Source organism: Anaplasma centrale str. Israel (assembly GCF_000024505.1).
In the GTDB taxonomy this organism is placed as follows: Bacteria; Pseudomonadota; Alphaproteobacteria; order Rickettsiales; family Anaplasmataceae; genus Anaplasma; species Anaplasma centrale.
Genome location: NC_013532.1, coordinates 199,084 through 217,854, shown reverse-complemented (window position 1 = coordinate 217,854; position 18,771 = coordinate 199,084). Strand labels below are relative to the sequence as shown.

Genomic DNA, 18,771 nt, shown 5'->3' with positions numbered 1-18,771 from the left:
TATGGCGCAACTGGCACGAGAGCCGTAGCGCATCGCAGCAAATTTGCGCACTTGTCGAGTTGTGTAAACCTCATTTGGCACGCACCGTTTTAGTCTTTCTCTACAGCTAGCCGAACGGCTGCTAGTGTAAAAAGTACGCTAACAGGTATTAAGCACAATACACCCGCCCCCAGTAATACAGTTGCTCTGGTAAAGGTAGAATCTACCATGCTCTCAAGACAGAGATGGGAGCATATAACCACTGGTACAATTATCGGGAAAACCAAAATCTGGGCTGTGATCAGCTTGCCTTCGCCACCCAATACCAGAGAGTGCCCCACAGCAGACACACAATTAACAACCAGCAGCCCCGCGCCTAAAGCCAAGCTTAGTGCAATCGCATAGTGGATATTTCCCCCTAACATTGTGAGTTGTATCAACCCAGCAGTGATGCTTATGGGCACTGAAATACACATCCAATGCGCAAGTACTTTCATAAATATGACAGCCTCTGGTATAAGCTTCTGTATGAGCAATTGCTCGAGCATTCCGCTACGGTAATCATCTTCCAGTAGCGCCCTAATAGATGTTTGTGTCACTGATGCACTGCAAACCCAGAATAAGCACGGCATTACCTCACTAGCGCATCCCGGCGGCAGTACGAATAATGCAGTACCTACCACCACAACAAACAGTAAAACAACCTGCGCCGCGCTGCCAGTGTTGCAAGATATTATTTTAAGCTCGCGTATTAGCACGCTTCCATGGGACACGATAAGACACTGTGTATAATTCCCTAGCAGCATAGTGGTACACCAAATGTTAATCAAGCATTCTTAGGATTGCAGTTATGCTATAACACCGGAGAGTGCAGTGTTGCCTAAGTACATCTTGGATGAAGAAGATGAAAACTACATGAACCCTAAGCAGCTGGACTATTTCAGAAACAAGCTCATCACATGGAAACAGGCGCTGCAGAGGGAATCTGCGGAGAAAGCCAGGGAGGTTTTGCAATCTCACGCAGACGCTGACCTTACCGATATGGCCACCAGAGAGTACGATACAGACTTAACCCTACAAACGTGTGACCGCAATGATGCTCTGACTGTGGAAATTGATAAGGCGCTACAGAGAATTGACAACGGCCTGTACGGGTACTGCGAGGAAACGGGGGAGAAAATCGGCACAGCAAGACTGGAAGCAAACCCCGTAACTCTATACTGTATAGAGGAGCAGGAAAGGCGGGAGAAGCAACAGAAGCTATACAGTGATGAGGGGGAAGATTAAGGCAGTGTTATCTGCATTAAGCAACAGGGATCCGGGAGAGTGTGGAACCTGGCCGTTTGACGTTTGGCATGACGCTATACGAGAAGAGGGATGCTGCTGCGTCGCCTACACCCTACCGTGCATATGGCCCCCATGACGGCAATTAAGCGCTGTTGTTCGTAATGAAGTCTACTATTCCCTGCCCCGCCAGCACCCACTTTTCGTGTTCGCCACTAACGTGGCCCTGAACGTATGCTGAACGTCCACAATACGAACGCAGGCACTCTACCAAATCTGTGCAATGTGTATTACCTAGGTCCTTAAGGGTAATCACAATCTTCACCTGCATACCCCGCAGCGCTTCCAAAGCCGTCAACACGTGGCTTATGCTCCCCAAATATGGGTTTGCAACCAAAACCACAGCGATATCCAGATCTTTTATTAAGTCTATGCAGCTTTTTTCATCCGTTAGTGGGGACATAACTCCACCAACGCCCTCAATTAATATGTGTCCGGACGCATTTTTGCAACGCTCGGCACAAAACCGCAAAATCTCGCTATAGTTCAGATTAACACCTTCCATCCTTGATGCAATATTCGGGGCACGCGGATGTTTTAACCTCCACGGAGAAACCTTATCCACGTTTTCTTGGGTAAAATCATATCCTAAGCTAGCAATAATCTGAAAAGTATCGCTACATTCTGGGTTGTCCTCGTTATACCCACTCACCACTGGCTTAATAGCTTGCACAGCTTCACCAATTCTTCTAAAATTCCAGCACAGCGCTGTAGTGATAAAGGTCTTCCCTGCATCCGTCCCGCAGGATGTTACGAAGTGCGCTTGCATTAATTAGGAGCTCCCCCCTGCATGTCGTGGTGATGGTACCACACACGTCGGGAGTTTCAAGCTGTTAGGTCTACGTTTATGGAGTGCGATCAAGGGTTGCTAGGTAGCTTGAAGGACAGCCTGCTGAAGACCTCATCCAGGCTCAATGCAGGAATTAGGAAGCTATTCCAAGAAGGCAGGAAGGTCGACCAAGAAACTTTGAAGGAGTTGTTGCACCTGCTCATATCGACCGATATGGGGCGCGAGAGTGCGTCTTTTTTCACACAGAAGATAGCTGCAATGCAGTTTAGCGAACCCAGCTGTGCCCGGGTACGAGAAACACTGGCTGAAGAAATCGAGGCATTTCTCACCAAGGTCGCCGTTCCAATATCTATAGAGCACAGCCCCCAGGTGGTAATGTTATGTGGGGTCAACGGCAGTGGTAAGACTACCACAGCCGCTAAACTTGCGCGCAAATTCCAGCGGGAAGGCAAATCTGTACTCATGGGTGCGTGTGACACCTTCCGTGCAGCTGCGGTTAGCCAGTTAAAGATTTGGGCCGATAGAATATCTTGTCCAATTATAGCGGGGGAGGCCGGGGCTGATGCCGCAAGTATAGCATATAAGGCGGTTGATCAAGCCATACGCGAGAAAATAGATGTGGTGCTTATAGACACCGCTGGGCGCCTACAAAACCACAAAAATCTAATGGAAGAGTTGGCCAAGGTACGCCGCGTGATAGGCAGGCATGACAAAAAGGCTCCACATAACACTATAATAGTGCTAGACGCAACAATAGGGCAAAATGCATTCTCGCAGGTTGAGCTCTTTTCAAGTTTTGCTGGGGTGAATGGCATAGTGCTCACCAAACTAGATGGCACAGCCAAAGGTGGTATAGTGCTAAGTGTAGCACAGAAGTATGGCATACACATACATGCGGTGGGAGTCGGCGAAGGTATAGATGACCTGAAGGATTTTTCCGCCCGGGAATTTGCCAGGGGGCTTTTGGAAATTTAACTTCTAGCCGGCACGCCGTGGCGGGTGGTACGCGCTCTACAAGCACTTTGCCTACATAGCAACCTTGCAATCTCAACAAAGTTGGTCGTGAGGCCAACGCTGGGTACCTGCTCTGCTGATAGCGCCACATAAACCTATACCGGCATGCGTGAGTGTTAGAGTGTGCTATAATGGCTGATATTCGCCTTTCAGTATATGATTAGCCGTCAGCTTTACCCACAGCGCGTGTATTTAACGTTTCCCATTTGAGCAATATTCGCTATACTGTGGGCTCTTGTGTTGGGAGTCTATGTCAGTACCTATAACCGTAGCGTATGGAGATGGAGTAGGGCCGGAAATTATGGAGGCCGTGCTGTTCATCTTGAAGGAGGCCAGAGCAGATGTTTCTATAGAAACCGTGGATATAGGCCACAACCAGTATAAAAAGGAGTGGACTTCTGGCATCGCTCCCTCTGCGTGGGAGTCAATCAGCAGGACTAGGCTGCTGCTTAAGGCCCCTACTATGACCCCACAGGGTAGTGGGCATAAGAGTTTGAATGTCGCCCTCAGGCAGAGGCTGGGGCTTTATGTAAACGTGCGGCCCTGCGTTTCTTATTTTCCCGTTGTAGGCACTAAGCACCCAGATTTGGATGTGGTAATCATCAGAGAGAATGAGGAAGACACCTACAGCGGTGTTGAGCACAAACTATCTGAAGACACCCATGAGTGCGTGAAGATTTCAACCAGGTCCGCCTCGGAAAAAATCTGTGCGTATGCGTTTAACTACGCCAGGGCTCACAATAGAAAGAAGGTTACGTGTTTCGTGAAAGATAACATCATGAAAATGACTGACGGAATACTGCACGCTTCTTTCGACAAGGTCGCCAAGGGCTATCCAGATATTGAAGCAAACTACTACATAGTTGATGTGGGCATGGCTAAGATCGCCAGCAACCCGGAGGATTTTGATGTTGTGGTAACCACAAATCTGTATGGAGACATTGTATCAGACATAGTGTCGCTCTCTTCTGGGTCTATAGGGCTCACTGGCAGTGCGAACATAGGTGATTATTACGCCATGTTCGAGGCAGTACACGGCTCAGCACCCGATATAGCAGGCAAGAATGTGGCCAATCCCTCAGGGCTGCTCAACGCGGCTGTGCAAATGTTAGTGCACATCGGGCAGCTGGACAAGGCCGGGGTGATCCGTAACGCATTTTTGAAGACCTTAGAAGATGGCGTGCATACTGCCGATATATATAGCGAGAAAACCAGCTTGCGTAGGGCATCCACCATGGAGTTCGCGCAGGCAATAGTGGGAAACTTAGGAACAACACCTCAGCGGCTTAAGGGCCTCTCTCTCGGCAAGGAAACACCAAGTACCGGGAGTTCGGGCTACGTGCGCAGCAATCCCAAAAGGGTGTTGGTGGGCGTTGATGTCACGGTACATTGGGACAAGGGCACTGACATCAAGGAGTTAGTTGGGTCCCTTTCAGGGCTCAGTTCGGAACTGAAGTTGCAGCTGGTGTACGCCAAAGGACTGGAGTTGTGGCCTAAAGCTCCATATTCTTACACGTACGTCGATCTTGTGTCTTGCAGGTTTTACGCGGAAGGGAAGGAAGAGGATGGCGTTGACGGCCGGGAGGTTGGAAATCTGCTGCTCAAAATGGAAGACGCTGGCATAGACACGGTGAAGATGGTGAAGTTGTACCTGTACGATGGGGGCCAGGGGTTTTTTACCCCGTAGCAGCTTTGGATCCTGAGCTCAGTCAAGCGTTCGTTCGGGAGTTTGGGGTTGCAGTGTGTAGCTACGTTTATAGCCGCTCTGTAGGGCTGGTGCCGCAACTTTAAAACACAAGGCCGTTTGTAGGTCACCGGGGTTGAGTAGTGCAAGATGTAATAGAAGCAACAGACGCGGCACTGGAGTACGTTGGTGTTGGAGGGGCAACGTGGAGGGTCTCTGAGGTACCCTGCCGGGACGTAACAACAATTATGCAGCGCTTCGGGATTTGTGAAGTGGTAGCCAGGGTGTTGGCAACTCGCGGTATCCCCATAGAAGAGATGGAAAATTTTTTGTTTCCTACCCTGAGGCTCCTGCTGCCGGATCCGTTTCACCTGTTAGACATGGACAAAGCCGTAGCGAGGATACACGATGCAATACGCAATGGGGAGAGCATCGCAATTTTCGGCGACTACGACGTTGATGGCGCAACATCCTCTGCCATGTTGTGTAGATACCTGCGTGGCCTGGAGGTACACACAAAAATTTACATCCCTGACCGCGTTGAAGAGGGCTACGGACCAAACTCCGCCGCAATGTTAAAACTACGTGAGGAAGGTTATAGCCTCTGTATTACCGTAGACTGCGGCACGTTGGCCTACGAACCCATACTAGCAGCACGGTCTGTAAACCTTGATGTAATAGTTGTCGACCACCACATCGGAATAAACACCCTGCCCAAGGCCGTTGCGGTAGTGAATCCGAACAGACTGGACGAATCCTCTGAGCATACATACCTGTCGGCCGTTGGTACATCTTTTTTGCTGTTAGTGGCACTACAAAAAACCCTGAGAGAAGCGGGGGTTTTTGCGCACAGGAGCGAGCCAGATCTCATGAACTACCTCGACTTGGTTGCGCTGGGCACCGTTTGCGATGTTATGCCAATGATAAAGCTCAACAGAGCAATGGTCAGGCACGGACTGAAGGTGATATCCGCCCGGAGTAACGTGGGGCTTAGAGTGCTCGGAGACGCCATTGGGATAGAGGAAAAAATCAGCGTTTATCACCTGGGCTTTAGCATAGGGCCACATATAAATGCCGGGGGGCGGGTCGGCAACGCAAGCCTGGGAGCCAGCCTTTTGTCTAGTGATGACGAGAGCGAGTGCGAGAGAATATCCTACATGCTGCTGAGCTTGAATGCTGAAAGAAAAGAGCTGGAAAAGCGGAGTTTGGAAGAAGCGTTGCACCAAGCAGAGCGGTTAGTCGCAGCGGGTAATAATGTCATCATGGTTGCGGGCACCTGGCACGTGGGCGTCATAGGAATTGTGGCGAGCAGACTTAAGGAGAGATTCCATCTACCATCAATAGTGGTTTCGCTAAGCGGAAATCTCGGCAAGGCGAGCGCCAGATCCGTTAGCGGTATTGATATAGGAGCGGCAGTGCTCGCAGCAAAACTTGAGCAGTTAATACCTGAGGGCGGTGGACATGCTATGGCCGCGGGATTTTCAGTGTGCGCAGACAAGCTTGAGGCATTGTACTCGTTCTTCTTGGAAAGGTTTAAGCACTCCGACATACAGAAAGTCTCGTATGCTTGCGGCATATTAACCGCAGGAGCCGTGAACTTTCCACTGTGGAGGGAGCTGCAAATGCTGGAACCGTTCGGCCCAGGAAATCCAGAGCCTAGATTCATCCTTAAAAATGTAGAAATCAGAAAACCCGAAGTCATGGGTGGCAGCCACGTTAGGTGCCTAATATCCGGTGACAATGCACTTGTTAAGGGCGTGTGCTTCAAGTGCATAGGCACAGAACTGGGCACAACGCTTCTGCAGCGCGGGCGATGCGTTCATCTGCTCGGCAAAATCAGCGTAAACCAGTGGCGGGGAAATGAGTACGTGCAGTTCGTCATGGACGATGCGGCATTGCCGTAGCTGGGCAACTACTAACGGCACCCCCGGCAATTTTGGCTTTCAGGCATTCCACACAGCAGAAAAGGTGCCAAAACACAGCCTTAGGTAAGCAAACTGCGCAAAACGCGCAACAACAGGGCGTGTCAGTATAAATCTGTTGTAAACTTTGCCAGCAAATGCTCCAACAAGTTCGTACGAGTCTTGCCTCCTGCACATAAATTCACGTCCCTGACAGCGTGCATGCTTCGTGCAAGAGTTGCTTAAGCGCGCCACACTGCATGTTTCATGCTGCATAACAGCAACTCAAAGCAGTAGTTGTTGTCTAACAGGCGCGCCAGAGCGGGAAATGTGGCTTATGTTCATCACATATCTTCAAACCCGCATTCACCGCGATAATTATTACATGGCGCTACTATAAGGAAAATTTTCTGTCTTTTGCGCGGAAGTTTGCTAACATCGGGAGGAATTTTACGTGGCGCAGACGATGTTGAGCAAACTCTTGGATGACCCAGGGGTGGTGCGTATAGTTGGGGTTATAGAGGGTGCGCGCGGAAGCGTCAGACTCGTGGGAGGTTGTGTGCGCGATAGTGTACTCGGTCGCAACACGAAGGATATTGATCTAGCTACCGACTTGGTGCCTGAAAGCGTAATGCAAGCCCTGGGCGGTGCAGGAATCAAGACCGTACCTACAGGGGTAAAACATGGCACCGTAACTGCAGTAGTTGAGGGTATCCCGTATGAAATTACCACTCTGAGACGTGACGTGGAGTGTGACGGCCGGCATGCAGCCGTTGCGTTCACGAATAGTTGGATGGAAGATGCCTCCAGGAGGGACTTTACGTTCAACGCCTTGTATTGCGACAAGCACGGCAAAATTTACGATTACTTCTCTGGAATAAGAGACCTAGGAAACCGTACTGTGGCCTTCATTGGAAATGCAGAAGCGCGCATTAATGAGGATTTTTTGCGCATACTGAGGGTGTTTCGGTTCCACGCTTCTATATGCAACACAAGCCCGCTAAGCGAGGAAATCATTTCCCTTTGTGGCAAATACGCGTGGAGCATTGCCAAGCTATCAAAAGAGCGGGTACGCAGCGAGTTTTTCAAGCTATTGGCATGCACGCACTGCACGTCAACGCTAGAAATCATGGAAAGATGTGGGGTGTTATGCCAAGTGGTACCATATCCGGTACAAATCGGCAGGTTATCATGTGTACATTTGGTAGACAGGACACCCATAACCAAGCTTGCAGCCATGTTGAAGGGACACGCCTACACTGATATGGCAGGCGTAGTAGAGGGATTGGAGGGGCTCTTGTGCCTGTCCAGAAAGGAAAAAAAGCTCCTGGCAACACTGCTAACGACAGACCTGCCATTCCCGCTTCCTATCGCGCAACAGCAGAAATACCTCAACGACTTGGGCGCGGACGTATATAGGGACCTGATAATAGTTAGCTTTTTGAGTCAAGATACCTTGTCTGAGAATGCCTTCTTGGAGCACTTGGAATACACAAAACAGTTTGCGCCCTTGGTGCTGCCGGTTTCTGGGAAGGATCTGGCTAAACTGGGATATAAGGAAGGAAAATTACTCGGACACACCCTAAAAAGGTTAAAGGAAGCATGGGAACACAACCCACAGGTTGTCACCAGAAACCATTTACTGCTCTTGGCAAGGCAGCTCTTAGAAGCCCAACAAGAGGCAGATCGCAACCGCACTAGCCCACGCGACCAAGACGGCAGCACGGAATGACCCTGCACACGCCCTTACTCATCCTCCACGTCCTTGCCGTGTCGTACTGAGCTAATAGGTAGGACGTGCTTGACATAACTTCGGCTATCGGCACACAAACGCAGAACCAACCCTAAAAAGGCACGTATTGCCCAATCGTAGGTTACCTCCCATTAGACACACTACCCACGATTTCGTGTTCTTGAAAAAAAAATCTTATCTCCCGTTCGGCGTTCTCCAGGCTATCAGAGCCATGTACACAGTTTGCATCTATGCTCTCTGCTAAATCTCCCCTAATTGTGCCTGGAGCTGCCTCACGTGGGTTTGTGGCACCCATAACGTCCCTGTAAGTTTTTACAGCAGACTCACCAACTAGTACCTGAACCACAACGGGCCCGGACGTCATAAAACTTACCAAACTGGGAAAGAATGGCCTCGCCTTATGTACTGCATAGAAGGCCTCCGCTTGCTCAGGTGACAACGCGCACATCTTCTGGGCGACAATGCGCAGCCCTGCCCCCTCTATGTAGGATATTACACGACCTATTATTCCACGTTCAACAACATCAGGTTTAAGTATAGATAGCGTCTTTTCGAACATCATGGCTCCCCCTAGAACTACCGCCGCATGCTAGCACAAAACACGCGCATTAACAAGTAGTAGCGCGCTTTTCCAGAAAACCTCCAAAGAGTTTCTGGGATGCTTATTGATGATTTTATTTCTAATCTAGCATACCATTCACAGTTTTATTATTACAACCATACATTAAATAACTGTTGCATTAACATTATGTATGATTTATCCTAAGTTATCTGAGTAACATATGGGATAATGTTTATGACTTCTCGAACACAAAACCAAAGTTCCATACCCATAATTGTTGGGGGCAAAGCCAGGCCCCACCCGGTAGACGAGTATGTCGGCAGGGAAATCAAGAAGCAGCGCATCATGAAGGGCATGAGCCAAAATCAGCTCGCAAGCAGGTTGGGTATCACATTTCAGCAAGTGCAAAAGTATGAAAAGGGCACCAACCGTATTGTGATCAGCAGGCTGTATGAGCTGGCAAGAGTTTTGGGTATTGAAATCAAAGATTTGATTTCAAAGCTGCAGAATGACTTGCGATCCATCACCGACACAGGCGATGCACCAGATGCCGCACTTAGAGAAGATGACGAGTCTTCCCTAGAGGAATTTAGCCACGGCTATAACGACGGCAAGGAAGTTCTTATGCTGGTCAGGGCATATCGTCGCATCAAGAGCGACAAAATGCGTGGCGCGATTCACACCTTGGTGAAGGTAATGTGCATGGAGCAGCAGCGTGATGACTACGAGCGCCCCGATGCGGATATGGAGCTAGGTTACGAGTCTGATTCTGGGTCCAGCACGGAGGACTAGGTGGGAACCAGAACCGACGGTTGTGCATAGTGCACTCAGGTAGTGTATGTGGGGATCTTGCACGGCATGGTGGGGGTAGTGTTGCACCAGCACCACTAGTGTGGGCTGCTTTCACCTCTCTGCAGGTTTTCCCACGTGCCACTCTCACCCGTGTGCCTGTGCCGTGCCGCTGTGCACGGTTGCCGGGGTCGCGTCGCTACGGTAGGTTGTTTAGCCAAGTTTGGTATGGTACACTAGTTGCAGTGTACATTGTTTAACAACTCCTTTATGTGCGGCAAGCATTCCCTGAATGTAGACTACATGCATTTGACACGCCGCCGTGGTTCGCCTATCCTGGCGGGTGCACTTGAAATGTTGGGTACAGTTTCGCCATGAAGAAGGTCTACGGCTTGGTTTGTGCTGCGTTGTTTTCACTGTTCGCGCCCTGCGGGGCATCTGCTTCCCCCAGACCTGTGGATTTCTCAAGAGGCGAGGGTGCGTCTGGGTTCTGTGCCAGTGTACAGTATAAGCTGGCAGTCCCATACTTCGGGGATCTTGTGGTAGAAAGCGACGGCAAGGTGCTGAACACGTTTGCCATGAAGGAAAAGCAGCAGAGCGGTGCTGCCGCAGCTACTGGAGAGCCCGTTGTCGAGCAGGCGGCGCCTGCTGCTCCAGCTACCTCTCCCACTAAGGGGCTGGGCTTGGCCTCGGCGGAGAGCTTCGAGGGAAGGTACTCCCCTGAGTACCTGAAGAGCGCAAAGGCTGGCTCCATATCAGTGGGGTACTCTACGGGAAATGTGCGACTAGAAGCCGAGGGCACGTATCAGAACTTCCGCGTGGATGCCAGGAAGTACAAGGATGCTCCCGAGCGTGCACATAGTTTCGCTGCTTCGGCGCCTGATGAGAGCAGCATGACTGTCGCCACGAAGCCGAACGCGCCGTACCACATTACTATTAAAAACGAGGAGGTGACTATAGCCTCTCTGATAGCCAACCTGTGTTACGACCTGCTGCCCGAGTCCTCTCAGATATCCCCCAGCGCATGCGTCGGCGGCGGGGGCAGTATAGCTAGGCTTTTGGGTGCAACTGAGGTAAGGTGGACGTACCAGGCAAAGGTCGGGGTGCAGTATTTTGCGTCCAGAAAGGCAGCCTTGTTTGCGTATGCCTATGCAAGCAGAGTGCACCCGGAGAAGTTCACCAGCGTGCCCGTCGTTCACCGCGTTCGGGAGACATCGTCTGGTAGCAGAGGGGAAACTGGCGGCAGCAACACCCAGGCATCGTCCGGCAGCAAGTGGCCTAGCCTGTTGTATCCGCAGGCGAGCTTGGGGCTGAACTATTTCGGGTTTGAATGCGGTATCAGGCTTGTGTTCTAGGGTCGAGGTCAGCTTGCGCTTCCCCACGGCCGGATGTGGTATCCATATGGTTGAGGATGTCCGGCTTGAATAAATCGTTAAGGTACATCATTTAGATTGCAAAATATATTGCCAGCTCTCTTGACTTAATTCTTTTTTAGTATACCTTATGGGTGTGTGGGTTGCACACACTGCCCTCTTCTGTGCGTGGATGGGGTGGTTTTGAGTCGGTTTGTTGGATTGTTTGTATGTCGATTCGCGAGAAGGCCTGTGGTGGCATCCTTACATGTGGGGCGCTGGCGGTGGCTTTTGGGGCGGCGTGCACCAATGCGGACGCGGGGGTCAGGGGTTTTTACGTGGCACTTGGCGGGGAGCTGGGTGTGGCCAGCTTCGGTTTTCCTTCCGTGAAGATCCACGGCGTACCAGGTGCCATGCTTGGGGTCACCGGGAGTCGCGAGCAGCCTGTGCGGTTTTTGGGGCTGGATCTCTCAGCGCCGGCCCCACTCGGGGGGTTTGAGGTGAGCTACCTTCCCAGGTACAGGCGCAGTGTCGGCCTGTCGGGTGCTCTGGGCTACGGCTTCGGTCCCCTCAGGTTGCAGCTCGGTACCTACAGCGGCAGCTTCGGCGTCGATGGCGGCGGGCATGCCGTGAGTAACAACTCCTCTTGGTTCGCGTTCCCGAGTGGTGAGGGTTTCCCCAACGGTGGGCCGTCAGCTGGATACAGTGTGGGGGAGGTTCTGGAGGTTGGCCTGAGCTCGGTCGAGCTTAGCGCGTGTTATTCCAGCTTCAGCGCAGCCGGCGGCTCCTTTGGGCTTTATTCGTGCTTAGGCCTTGGGGTCTCGTCCGTAGACTATTGGGGGTTGCGCGGTGGCTTGGCATTATCGTGGAGCGGCAGGACCGGCGTTGAGTATACCCTGAGTTCCGGGTTTACTCTCTTCGCAGAGGCGTACTACCTAGGCGCTAACGTGGAGGAGCGTACTGACGGGGGAGGGCCAGTTCTACGTACCGTCGGCAGCAGCATGCCCTCTGACGGTGGCGTTGGTGTCCTTCCGGCTCTTAGCACGGGCTATTTCGGGGGGGTTACCGGAGTGAGGTATGCGTTTGATGGTAGTTTTTAGATTTAGCAACTATGTGGTCGGGTTTTATATATGAGTTATAGAAGTCTGTTTGCACTACCTTTTCTTTTCTTCGTAGCGGCGCTTACCACCGAGGGCGGGGCGGCTCCTAGTCTTGGCAGCGCTGTGGATGGCGAGCTTTATCTGGCAGCTCAGTACAAGCCAGCAGTACCCGTTATCCGGAGGTTTACCGTGCGCGAGAGCAGGCTCACCGCTCCAAGCAGACTTTTCAGGCTTTCGCCGGGCGCGTCCGTTTTGAGCTTGGACCCCGGGCAGGCATCAGCTGGCACCTCTCTGGACGCCCCCCTGCTGAGGGCTCTCCAGGGCAGTCAGAACTTTGAGCCTGGCTACGTGCCGTCCTACGGGCCTAGCGTGTATGGAGCTTCAGGTGTGCTGGGCTACTCCAAGGCAGGGGTCGGGGTGGAGCTTGAGGTTTCCTTTGAGAATTTTAAAGTCAAGAGGTTCGGGAGGCCAATGCTAAGAGGTAGCCACGAGTATTTCGCTGCTGGGGGGAGGGCTATTGGTGGTACCCGACATGCGGCGCTAGAGGGTGGAGCGGTCTTCATGAACAGCGCGATTTCTGCGGGTTCGGCTCTGGTCAACATTTGTCGCAGCTTCCCTGCAGGCCCCTACGGGGGGGGTGTCGCTCCATACGCATGCCTAGGTGGGGGTGCGGAGTTCCTTGACATTTTGGGCACAGGCAGTACGCGCTTTGCGTACCAGGCGAAGGTAGGCGCGGCTCTGAGCTTGCACCCCCGCATCGGCGCCTTCGCCGCGGGTTACTACCGTGGCACATTGGAGCGGGCTGTGAGGCCCCTACCCGTTGTGGCTCTAGTCCCCCGGGGAGAGGGTGGCAGCCCGGGTCAGCTCCCGTTTGAGAGCAGCGTAGGGATACAGTACCTCGGTGTTGAGGCAGGCATTCGGGTGTCACTTTGAGGTGGTTTATGTGGAGATCAACATGAGTTGCGGAGCGTTGTTCTTGAGCAGGGGGATACCTGCACGGAAGCGGGCCTCGGGTGGTGACGACAACTCCCACATTGCAGGGGGAATTGGCATCACTTGGGACAAGTTGGCTCTCACACCCGCTGTTGGTGCGCCCATACACCTTGGGATCCCTGGCAGCAGTGAATGCGAGAAGGCAGGTTACCGTTATATGCCTTCCCGTAGTTGGGAGGCTGTGGAGGTGCGTCACCGAGGCCGAATCCCCGATGGTATTTCCGCCGGGTCTTCGGTGTGCAGTGGTGGGTAGCGTACATAGCCTTCAACAGCGTACAGTTTTTGTGGTTTTTAGGAGTTAGGTTTTATGAGTGCTATAAGTTATAGGAAGCTTCCCCTGGGAGGCGTGTTGATGGCTCTGGTCATAGGAGCTGCTACGCCGGGTTCTTTGTCTGCTGCCCCCGCAACTGGAGGCGGTGCCAGTAGTGACGGCCTGTTTTCAGGTGCAGGGGCTGGAAGTTTTTACGTAGGGTTGGATTACAGCCCAGCATTCGGCAGCATCAAAGACTTCAAAGTTGGGGAGGCCGGTGGCAGCACTAGAGGTGTATTCCCGTACAACGGAGACACTACCGGAAGGGTGGACTTCAAAGTCCAGAACTTCGACTGGAGCGCCCCAGAACCTAGGATCAGCTTCAAGGACAGCATGGTTACTGCTGCAGAAGGAAGCATTGGGTATAGTATTGGAGGAGCCAGGGTTGAAGTTGAAGTAGGGTATGAGAGGTTTGTTATTAAGGGAGGTAAGAAGTCTAATGAGGATACAGCTTCAGTATTCTTATTAGGAAAGGAGTTAGCATATGATACAGCTAGAGGTCAGGTAGAGCGTCTTACTACTCATTTAGGTAAGATAACTAAGAGTGATGCCAAGAGGTGGGGTACTGCAGTAGAGGCTGCTACCGGTGGTGGTGAAGCACTGAGTAAGAAGGTGTGTGGGGCCAATGGTACCACTGGTGCCACCAAGTGTGGTACTACTGATAGCAAGGACACCAACAGCAAGCTTAGCACTGTATTCAATGCTGACAGTACAGATGCAATCTCATCAATGAACACTTCTACCAGTGGCACCAGCACCATCAGCGTGAAGGGGATGGCGGACAACATCAATAGCCTCGATAAGGAGGGAAAGGCTGTTGTTGCTGGGGCTTTTGCTAAAGCTGTTGAAGGTGCGGAGGTGATAGAGGTTAGGGCTATTGGGTCTACTTCTGTAATGCTCAATGCTTGTTATGACCTCCTGACTGACGGTATTGGGGTTGTGCCTTATGCTTGTGCTGGTATCGGTGGTAACTTCATCAGTGTTGTAGACGGGCATATAAATCCTAAGTTCGCCTACAGAGTGAAGGCTGGTCTGAGTTATGCTCTGACTCCTGAAATTTCCGCTTTCGCTGGGGCTTTCTACCATAAGGTGCTAGGTGATGGTGACTATGATGAGCTACCTCTTAGCCCTATTGCTGACTATACAGGCCCAGCTGGGAGAAATAAGGAAACTGGTGTAGCTTCCTTCACCATGGCTTACTTCGGTGGTGAGTTCGGTGTCCGGTTTGCCTTCTAGGTCACACTAGAGAAAGTAACCTTCTAGGGGGAGTGCTCTCCGCACTCCCCTTCCTCCATGTGAATCCTTCCTAGCGAGTATCCCTACAGCTGGTCTGTTCTCCAGTAACCAACTAACTTCTTCTAACTTACGGAATACTACCAACCGCGGGGTAGATACTTGGTGGGTTGCGGCGGCAGGGTCGAGAGTTGAAATCGTTGGGCAGTCAGTCCTACAGCCAGTCCCTGTATACGTCTTCCTTCCTGATTCTTGTAAGTGCGACTAGTGCAACCAGTGCCCAGAATATTATGCAAAGCCCAGGGGCAATGCGCCAGCCCGTTGTCTTAACTAGCCAGGTGCAGAGTGCAGGGGCAATCCCTCCACCAATTGCTGAGGAAACATTCCTCGCTATGCCAAACCCTGTGTACCTTACCTTGGTGGCTCAGCATGGGTGTTCTTACCCAGTATTTTATTGATATGGCAGATATTCTGGGATAGACTGACCAGGCTGTGGTGCGGTTTTAAGGGGCTGTATGAGTGTGGGAGGTGATCCCTGGGGCGAGAATGGCGGTGAGGGTTTTGATAAACCTAAAAATGGTAAAAGATTCGGAGATGGCTTCGGTCCAGAAAGCTCAGGAAAAACCACACTTGCACTTCATGTTATTGCTGAAGCACAGAAACAAGGAGGTAACTGTGCCTTCATCGATGCAGAACACGCATTGGACACTGTGTATGCCAGGAAGTTGGGTGTGAGCGTGGGTGACGCAGTACACTGATGCATATAGAGCACAAATTACAAAAGCTGCGCAGATAAGGTAAATACTGGTATTATATCAACAGTGTGGCTGGTAATCAGATCTGGAGAAGGTTGCTCGCAGCAATCAGTGAGTGCGAGCATTTACACACTTCAGATGCGGCTTTGCTAACCTATAACTTGTGGTTGCTTGGCACACTTCCATTATGGGTTTTGAGACACACTCTCCACATGAAGTTGCAATTTTATTGATATGCGGAATTTTTGCAACATCATAGCTGCCGCATCCAAGGCCATAACCAAGTTACTCTGCCAACTAAGATAAAAGAAATTTCAGTTTGTGTGCGCTAGACATGTTGCACGAGGAGCACACAGCGCCTCGTTTCTCAGCATAATCATTGAATAGTGGAGGAAGTCGCTTATGGGCGTTGTTTTTGTGAACTATATGCGGTCTTGTTTAGTGAGCACGATAGCTTTATCCGCTGTGTGTCTAAATTGCGCGTTACCGTCCGTAGCAACGGCAGATACAACATATTACAAGCAGCACCGGGGCAAGCTTTACACTGGATTGACACTTAACCCCTCGTACAGCAGCGTACAGGACTTCAGGTTGAAAAACGCAGGGCAGTACCCAGCAGGTATACTTACGTACCACAGCGGAATTGGTACCGTGTCTGAGCGATTTGACTGGGACAAACTGGATGCTCGGGTAGAGTTCGAAAATAGCAGCTTTCCCGCAATCGCTGGCGTGGTAGGGCTAGATATGCAGGATCTCAGAATAGAACTGGAAGTAGGAAGGGAAGTGTTTCCGGTCAAGGCTAGCGAAGTGGGTAGCGGTGGTACGTTTCTGCTTATCCGAGATTTCGCGCACGCAATTGCCCAGCGTGATGCCGATGCTATAGAAAGTGCACTTTTGCAACATATGGGTGGCGATGCACAGAAAATTAAGTCAGTACTATCAGGCATTGAAGAAATCGAGCTGGCGCTAAAGGCGGGTGCAGAGCAGCGCTTTGTGGATATAATGCAGAGCATGCAAAGAGACCCCGAAGACGAATTCCCAAGGAGCGCAGTTAAGCATCTTGTAGCAGGCTATGGTGCGGAGAAATATAAATACGGCCCGAAGTTGGTTGCTAAAAAAATAGCGGAGCTCAGCACACAGGGTATAGCAAGCGTTGCAAGCGGCTTTATTAAGAACGTGGAAGGTGCTACGGTTATTAGGATTAGTGGCATTACATCAACATCCGCTACGCTCAACATTTGTCGAGACGTTCCTGCATATACCCCAGACGTGAGGCTGATACCTTACGCCTGCGCAGGTGTTGGCTGGGGTGTTATAGGTATGTCAGGTGATACCACCACACGGCTCTTGTACAAAGTAAAGGGCGGAGCGCGTTATGCACTAACACCTCGTGTTCATATCACCGCAGGTGCGTTTTTGCAGGGTGTATTTGGTGATGTGCGGCACCCAAGCCTGGAGACGGAAGCTGTAGCAGGCAGTCACGCAGCATCGAGCACTGATGCTTCGGCTACATTCCGATTGAAAAACCTCGGTTTGAACATCGGAGCAAGCTTTTCGATTTAGTACACCCAAATTACAGAGAATCCAGGAGCGGCAGCAGGGTTGTTGCTCCTGGTGCTTGAGTAGCACCCACCATTCTTGTTGCAATACCAAACAGGCGGGGCCATGTGACCCACACATCGCATACTCTACCTCAAAGTGATGCTGCCACACAGACGGTTTGGCGCTATAGAGTTCGCATATCCAGTATACCCAGGACAGCGCATTGGGCAAACTATGACTCGTCCGAAAAAAACGCGTAGTTTACGGTGCGGCTGATTGAAAAACCAAAATTCATCTTGCAATGTTCACGGTGAAGCTGATAGAATCCAGGCGCTGGACCCGGTCCGGTTGTGTGTGCTGTGTTGTGGAGAGTTACCTATGAACGTGGTTGCTTTGTGGAGAGAAAAAGTCCCTCCGGTTGCAGGCGTGTGCGCAGTTGTAGCTTGCTTGCCCGTGTGCTTCGCATTTGGTGCCGGGCGTCGCATTGATCGCGACAGTGCAGATCTGCGGCGCGTGTACGTGGCTGGAACAGCAAGCTGGACACACAGTATGGTGAGAGGCCTAAGATTAGGAACTATCGATGGCAAGACCGCTGGCGTGTTACCCATGAGCAGAAGCCAAAGTACCGAGCACACCGAGCTATTAAAGGAGGCGGCAAGTTTTGACTGGGAATCACCAAATCCTGACATAGATTTTGGATGTGGGGAGTTTCCTTCGTTCGGGTGGTCCGCAGGATATGCCACAGGCAACGTGAGGGTTGAGTTCGGCATGGAAGGAAAAAGATTCCCTGCAAAAATTAACGGAGAGCCCGGAAACGGAGCTGGTTTTTTCCTACTACTTAAAAACCTCACCTACGCTCTCGCCTACAACGGCAACAGCGGCAATATCGCTGAGGCCTTGGAGAGCTGTACAGGGTGCCAGAAAGGGCTGGCCATAGATTCATCAGACGATAGTCTCGGCACTGCAATGTACAAGATCTCTATGTATGGGCACGATGACGCCAGGTATGCGGCGGAGCGGCTTGTGTTGTTCAGTAGCAAAGATAGACTAACAGCAGCTAAGCTGTTGATTGACAAAATGATAGGTGGTGGCGGGGAGCCCTCTGCCGTTGTGGAAATAAACGACATAGAGATTACGGCAGTCATGCTCAGTGCGTGCTACGACGCGCCTAGCCGTACATCCTCAGGGCGTCTTACCCCGTATGTTTGCGGAAGCGTCGGTGGAAATTTAGTCGATGTATCCGGTAACATCCTCTGGAAACTTGCATATAGAGCACGTCTAGGAGTGAACTACATGCTTACGCAAAGAGTCTCGGTGAATTTGGAAGCCTTTGTCCACAAGGTACCCGGTGAGGTGCGTTATAGAAAATTTGTCGTTGAGCATGTGCTGGGAGATACATATGCCGACCAGGGCAGCAATTTTGCTGACGTTGCACTCAAGCTTTCCTACTCTGGTTGCAATCTGGGGCTGAAGCTCGAGTTTTAGCTACGCACGCCTCCGTGCCTGAAGTTGCGTACAGCCGCGCCCAGTGGCAACATGGGTGTTGCGCCTACCCAGCGGTGACGAGGCACTGGGGATCGCACCAAACCGCCGGAAGGCAGGGCCACACCCGGCGGAGAGTAGCTTGCGTTGGTGTAGAGTATAGGAATTACGGCAGGAACTAGGCAAGA

The 18,771-nt window shown here is 51.5% G+C and carries 15 protein-coding genes and 1 pseudogene; 13 read left to right on the top strand and 3 right to left on the bottom strand.

Annotation, left to right across the window (positions count from 1 at the left end):
- Positions 1-89: 89 nt before the first annotated feature.
- A complete protein-coding gene (locus tag ACIS_RS01040; RefSeq protein WP_238523296.1) occupies positions 90-785 on the bottom strand; it encodes a heme exporter protein CcmB in 696 nt (231 codons plus the stop codon).
- 67 nt (positions 786-852) lie between these two features.
- Here ACIS_RS01040 and ACIS_RS01035 point away from each other — a divergent pair, with 67 nt between their 5' ends.
- Complete coding sequence (locus ACIS_RS01035; protein ID WP_012880396.1) at positions 853-1,266, top strand: TraR/DksA family transcriptional regulator; 414 nt, start codon at positions 853-855, stop codon at positions 1,264-1,266.
- Between the two features lie 142 nt (positions 1,267-1,408).
- Here the strand turns inward: ACIS_RS01035 and bioD are convergent, their stop codons facing one another.
- Positions 1,409-2,092 carry a dethiobiotin synthase gene (gene bioD, locus ACIS_RS01030; protein WP_012880395.1) on the bottom strand — a complete coding sequence of 228 codons (684 nt, stop codon included), beginning with the start codon at positions 2,090-2,092 and terminating at the stop codon, positions 1,409-1,411.
- A 78-nt stretch (positions 2,093-2,170) separates the two neighbouring features.
- Here bioD and ftsY point away from each other — a divergent pair, with 78 nt between their 5' ends.
- The 4 genes from ftsY (at position 2,171) to ACIS_RS01005 (ending at position 8,444) form a co-directional block, all read left to right on the top strand.
- Positions 2,171-3,088, top strand: a complete 918-nt coding sequence (ftsY, locus tag ACIS_RS01025; RefSeq protein WP_012880394.1) for a signal recognition particle-docking protein FtsY — start codon at positions 2,171-2,173, stop codon at positions 3,086-3,088.
- Between the two features lie 289 nt (positions 3,089-3,377).
- Positions 3,378-4,814, top strand: coding sequence for an isocitrate dehydrogenase (gene icd, locus ACIS_RS01020; protein WP_010268592.1), 1,437 nt, complete (start codon positions 3,378-3,380; stop codon positions 4,812-4,814).
- 140 nt (positions 4,815-4,954) lie between these two features.
- A complete protein-coding gene (gene recJ, locus ACIS_RS01015; protein WP_012880393.1) occupies positions 4,955-6,715 on the top strand; it encodes a single-stranded-DNA-specific exonuclease RecJ in 1,761 nt (586 codons plus the stop codon).
- Positions 6,716-7,178: 463 nt separating this feature from the next.
- On the top strand, positions 7,179-8,444 hold the full coding sequence (locus ACIS_RS01005) for a CCA tRNA nucleotidyltransferase (RefSeq protein ID WP_041651103.1): 1,266 nt from the start codon (positions 7,179-7,181) through the stop codon (positions 8,442-8,444).
- A 142-nt stretch (positions 8,445-8,586) separates the two neighbouring features.
- Here the strand turns inward: ACIS_RS01005 and ndk are convergent, their stop codons facing one another.
- The gene (gene ndk / locus ACIS_RS01000; RefSeq protein ID WP_041651376.1) at positions 8,587-9,024 is read right to left on the bottom strand and encodes a nucleoside-diphosphate kinase; all 438 of its coding nucleotides are present in this window, start codon (positions 9,022-9,024) and stop codon (positions 8,587-8,589) included.
- Positions 9,025-9,255: 231 nt separating this feature from the next.
- Here ndk and ACIS_RS00995 point away from each other — a divergent pair, with 231 nt between their 5' ends.
- From ACIS_RS00995 to ACIS_RS05225, 8 genes and pseudogenes are all read left to right on the top strand, one after another.
- Positions 9,256-9,819, top strand: a complete 564-nt coding sequence (locus tag ACIS_RS00995; RefSeq protein ID WP_012880389.1) for a helix-turn-helix domain-containing protein — start codon at positions 9,256-9,258, stop codon at positions 9,817-9,819.
- A 371-nt stretch (positions 9,820-10,190) separates the two neighbouring features.
- Positions 10,191-11,171, top strand: coding sequence for a P44/Msp2 family outer membrane protein (locus ACIS_RS00990; RefSeq protein WP_012880388.1), 981 nt, complete (start codon positions 10,191-10,193; stop codon positions 11,169-11,171).
- Positions 11,172-11,398: 227 nt separating this feature from the next.
- Entirely contained in the window at positions 11,399-12,268 is an 870-nt protein-coding gene (locus ACIS_RS00985; RefSeq protein ID WP_238523294.1) for a P44/Msp2 family outer membrane protein, read from the top strand.
- A 30-nt stretch (positions 12,269-12,298) separates the two neighbouring features.
- A complete protein-coding gene (locus ACIS_RS00980) occupies positions 12,299-13,201 on the top strand; it encodes a P44/Msp2 family outer membrane protein (protein ID WP_012880386.1) in 903 nt (300 codons plus the stop codon).
- 367 nt (positions 13,202-13,568) lie between these two features.
- Entirely contained in the window at positions 13,569-14,807 is a 1,239-nt protein-coding gene (locus ACIS_RS00970) for a P44/Msp2 family outer membrane protein (RefSeq protein ID WP_012880384.1), read from the top strand.
- Between the two features lie 512 nt (positions 14,808-15,319).
- Positions 15,320-15,556: pseudogene (locus ACIS_RS05695) on the top strand (hypothetical protein); the annotation flags it as partial.
- A gap of 405 nt (positions 15,557-15,961) precedes the next feature.
- Positions 15,962-17,122 (top strand): P44/Msp2 family outer membrane protein, encoded by a 1,161-nt coding sequence (locus ACIS_RS00960; RefSeq protein WP_012880383.1) that lies wholly within the window; start codon positions 15,962-15,964, stop codon positions 17,120-17,122.
- 357 nt (positions 17,123-17,479) lie between these two features.
- Entirely contained in the window at positions 17,480-18,586 is a 1,107-nt protein-coding gene (locus tag ACIS_RS05225) for a P44/Msp2 family outer membrane protein (RefSeq protein ID WP_012880382.1), read from the top strand.
- The last annotated feature ends 185 nt before the right edge of the window (positions 18,587-18,771 follow it).

Coding starts and splice junctions, on each gene's coding strand:
- ACIS_RS05225 (WP_012880382.1), top strand. CDS start 17,480: ATGAACGTGGTTGCTTTGTGGAGAGAAAAAGTCCCTCCGGTTGCAGGC.
- ACIS_RS00980 (WP_012880386.1), top strand. CDS start 12,299: ATGAGTTATAGAAGTCTGTTTGCACTACCTTTTCTTTTCTTCGTAGCG.
- ACIS_RS00985 (WP_238523294.1), top strand. CDS start 11,399: ATGTCGATTCGCGAGAAGGCCTGTGGTGGCATCCTTACATGTGGGGCG.
- ftsY (WP_012880394.1), top strand. CDS start 2,171: ATGGAGTGCGATCAAGGGTTGCTAGGTAGCTTGAAGGACAGCCTGCTG.
- icd (WP_010268592.1), top strand. CDS start 3,378: ATGTCAGTACCTATAACCGTAGCGTATGGAGATGGAGTAGGGCCGGAA.
- ACIS_RS01005 (WP_041651103.1), top strand. CDS start 7,179: ATGTTGAGCAAACTCTTGGATGACCCAGGGGTGGTGCGTATAGTTGGG.
- ACIS_RS00995 (WP_012880389.1), top strand. CDS start 9,256: ATGTTTATGACTTCTCGAACACAAAACCAAAGTTCCATACCCATAATT.
- ACIS_RS00990 (WP_012880388.1), top strand. CDS start 10,191: ATGAAGAAGGTCTACGGCTTGGTTTGTGCTGCGTTGTTTTCACTGTTC.
- ACIS_RS00960 (WP_012880383.1), top strand. CDS start 15,962: ATGGGCGTTGTTTTTGTGAACTATATGCGGTCTTGTTTAGTGAGCACG.
- ACIS_RS00970 (WP_012880384.1), top strand. CDS start 13,569: ATGAGTGCTATAAGTTATAGGAAGCTTCCCCTGGGAGGCGTGTTGATG.
- bioD (WP_012880395.1), bottom strand. CDS start 2,092: ATGCAAGCGCACTTCGTAACATCCTGCGGGACGGATGCAGGGAAGACC.
- ACIS_RS01040 (WP_238523296.1), bottom strand. CDS start 785: ATGCTGCTAGGGAATTATACACAGTGTCTTATCGTGTCCCATGGAAGC.
- ndk (WP_041651376.1), bottom strand. CDS start 9,024: ATGTTCGAAAAGACGCTATCTATACTTAAACCTGATGTTGTTGAACGT.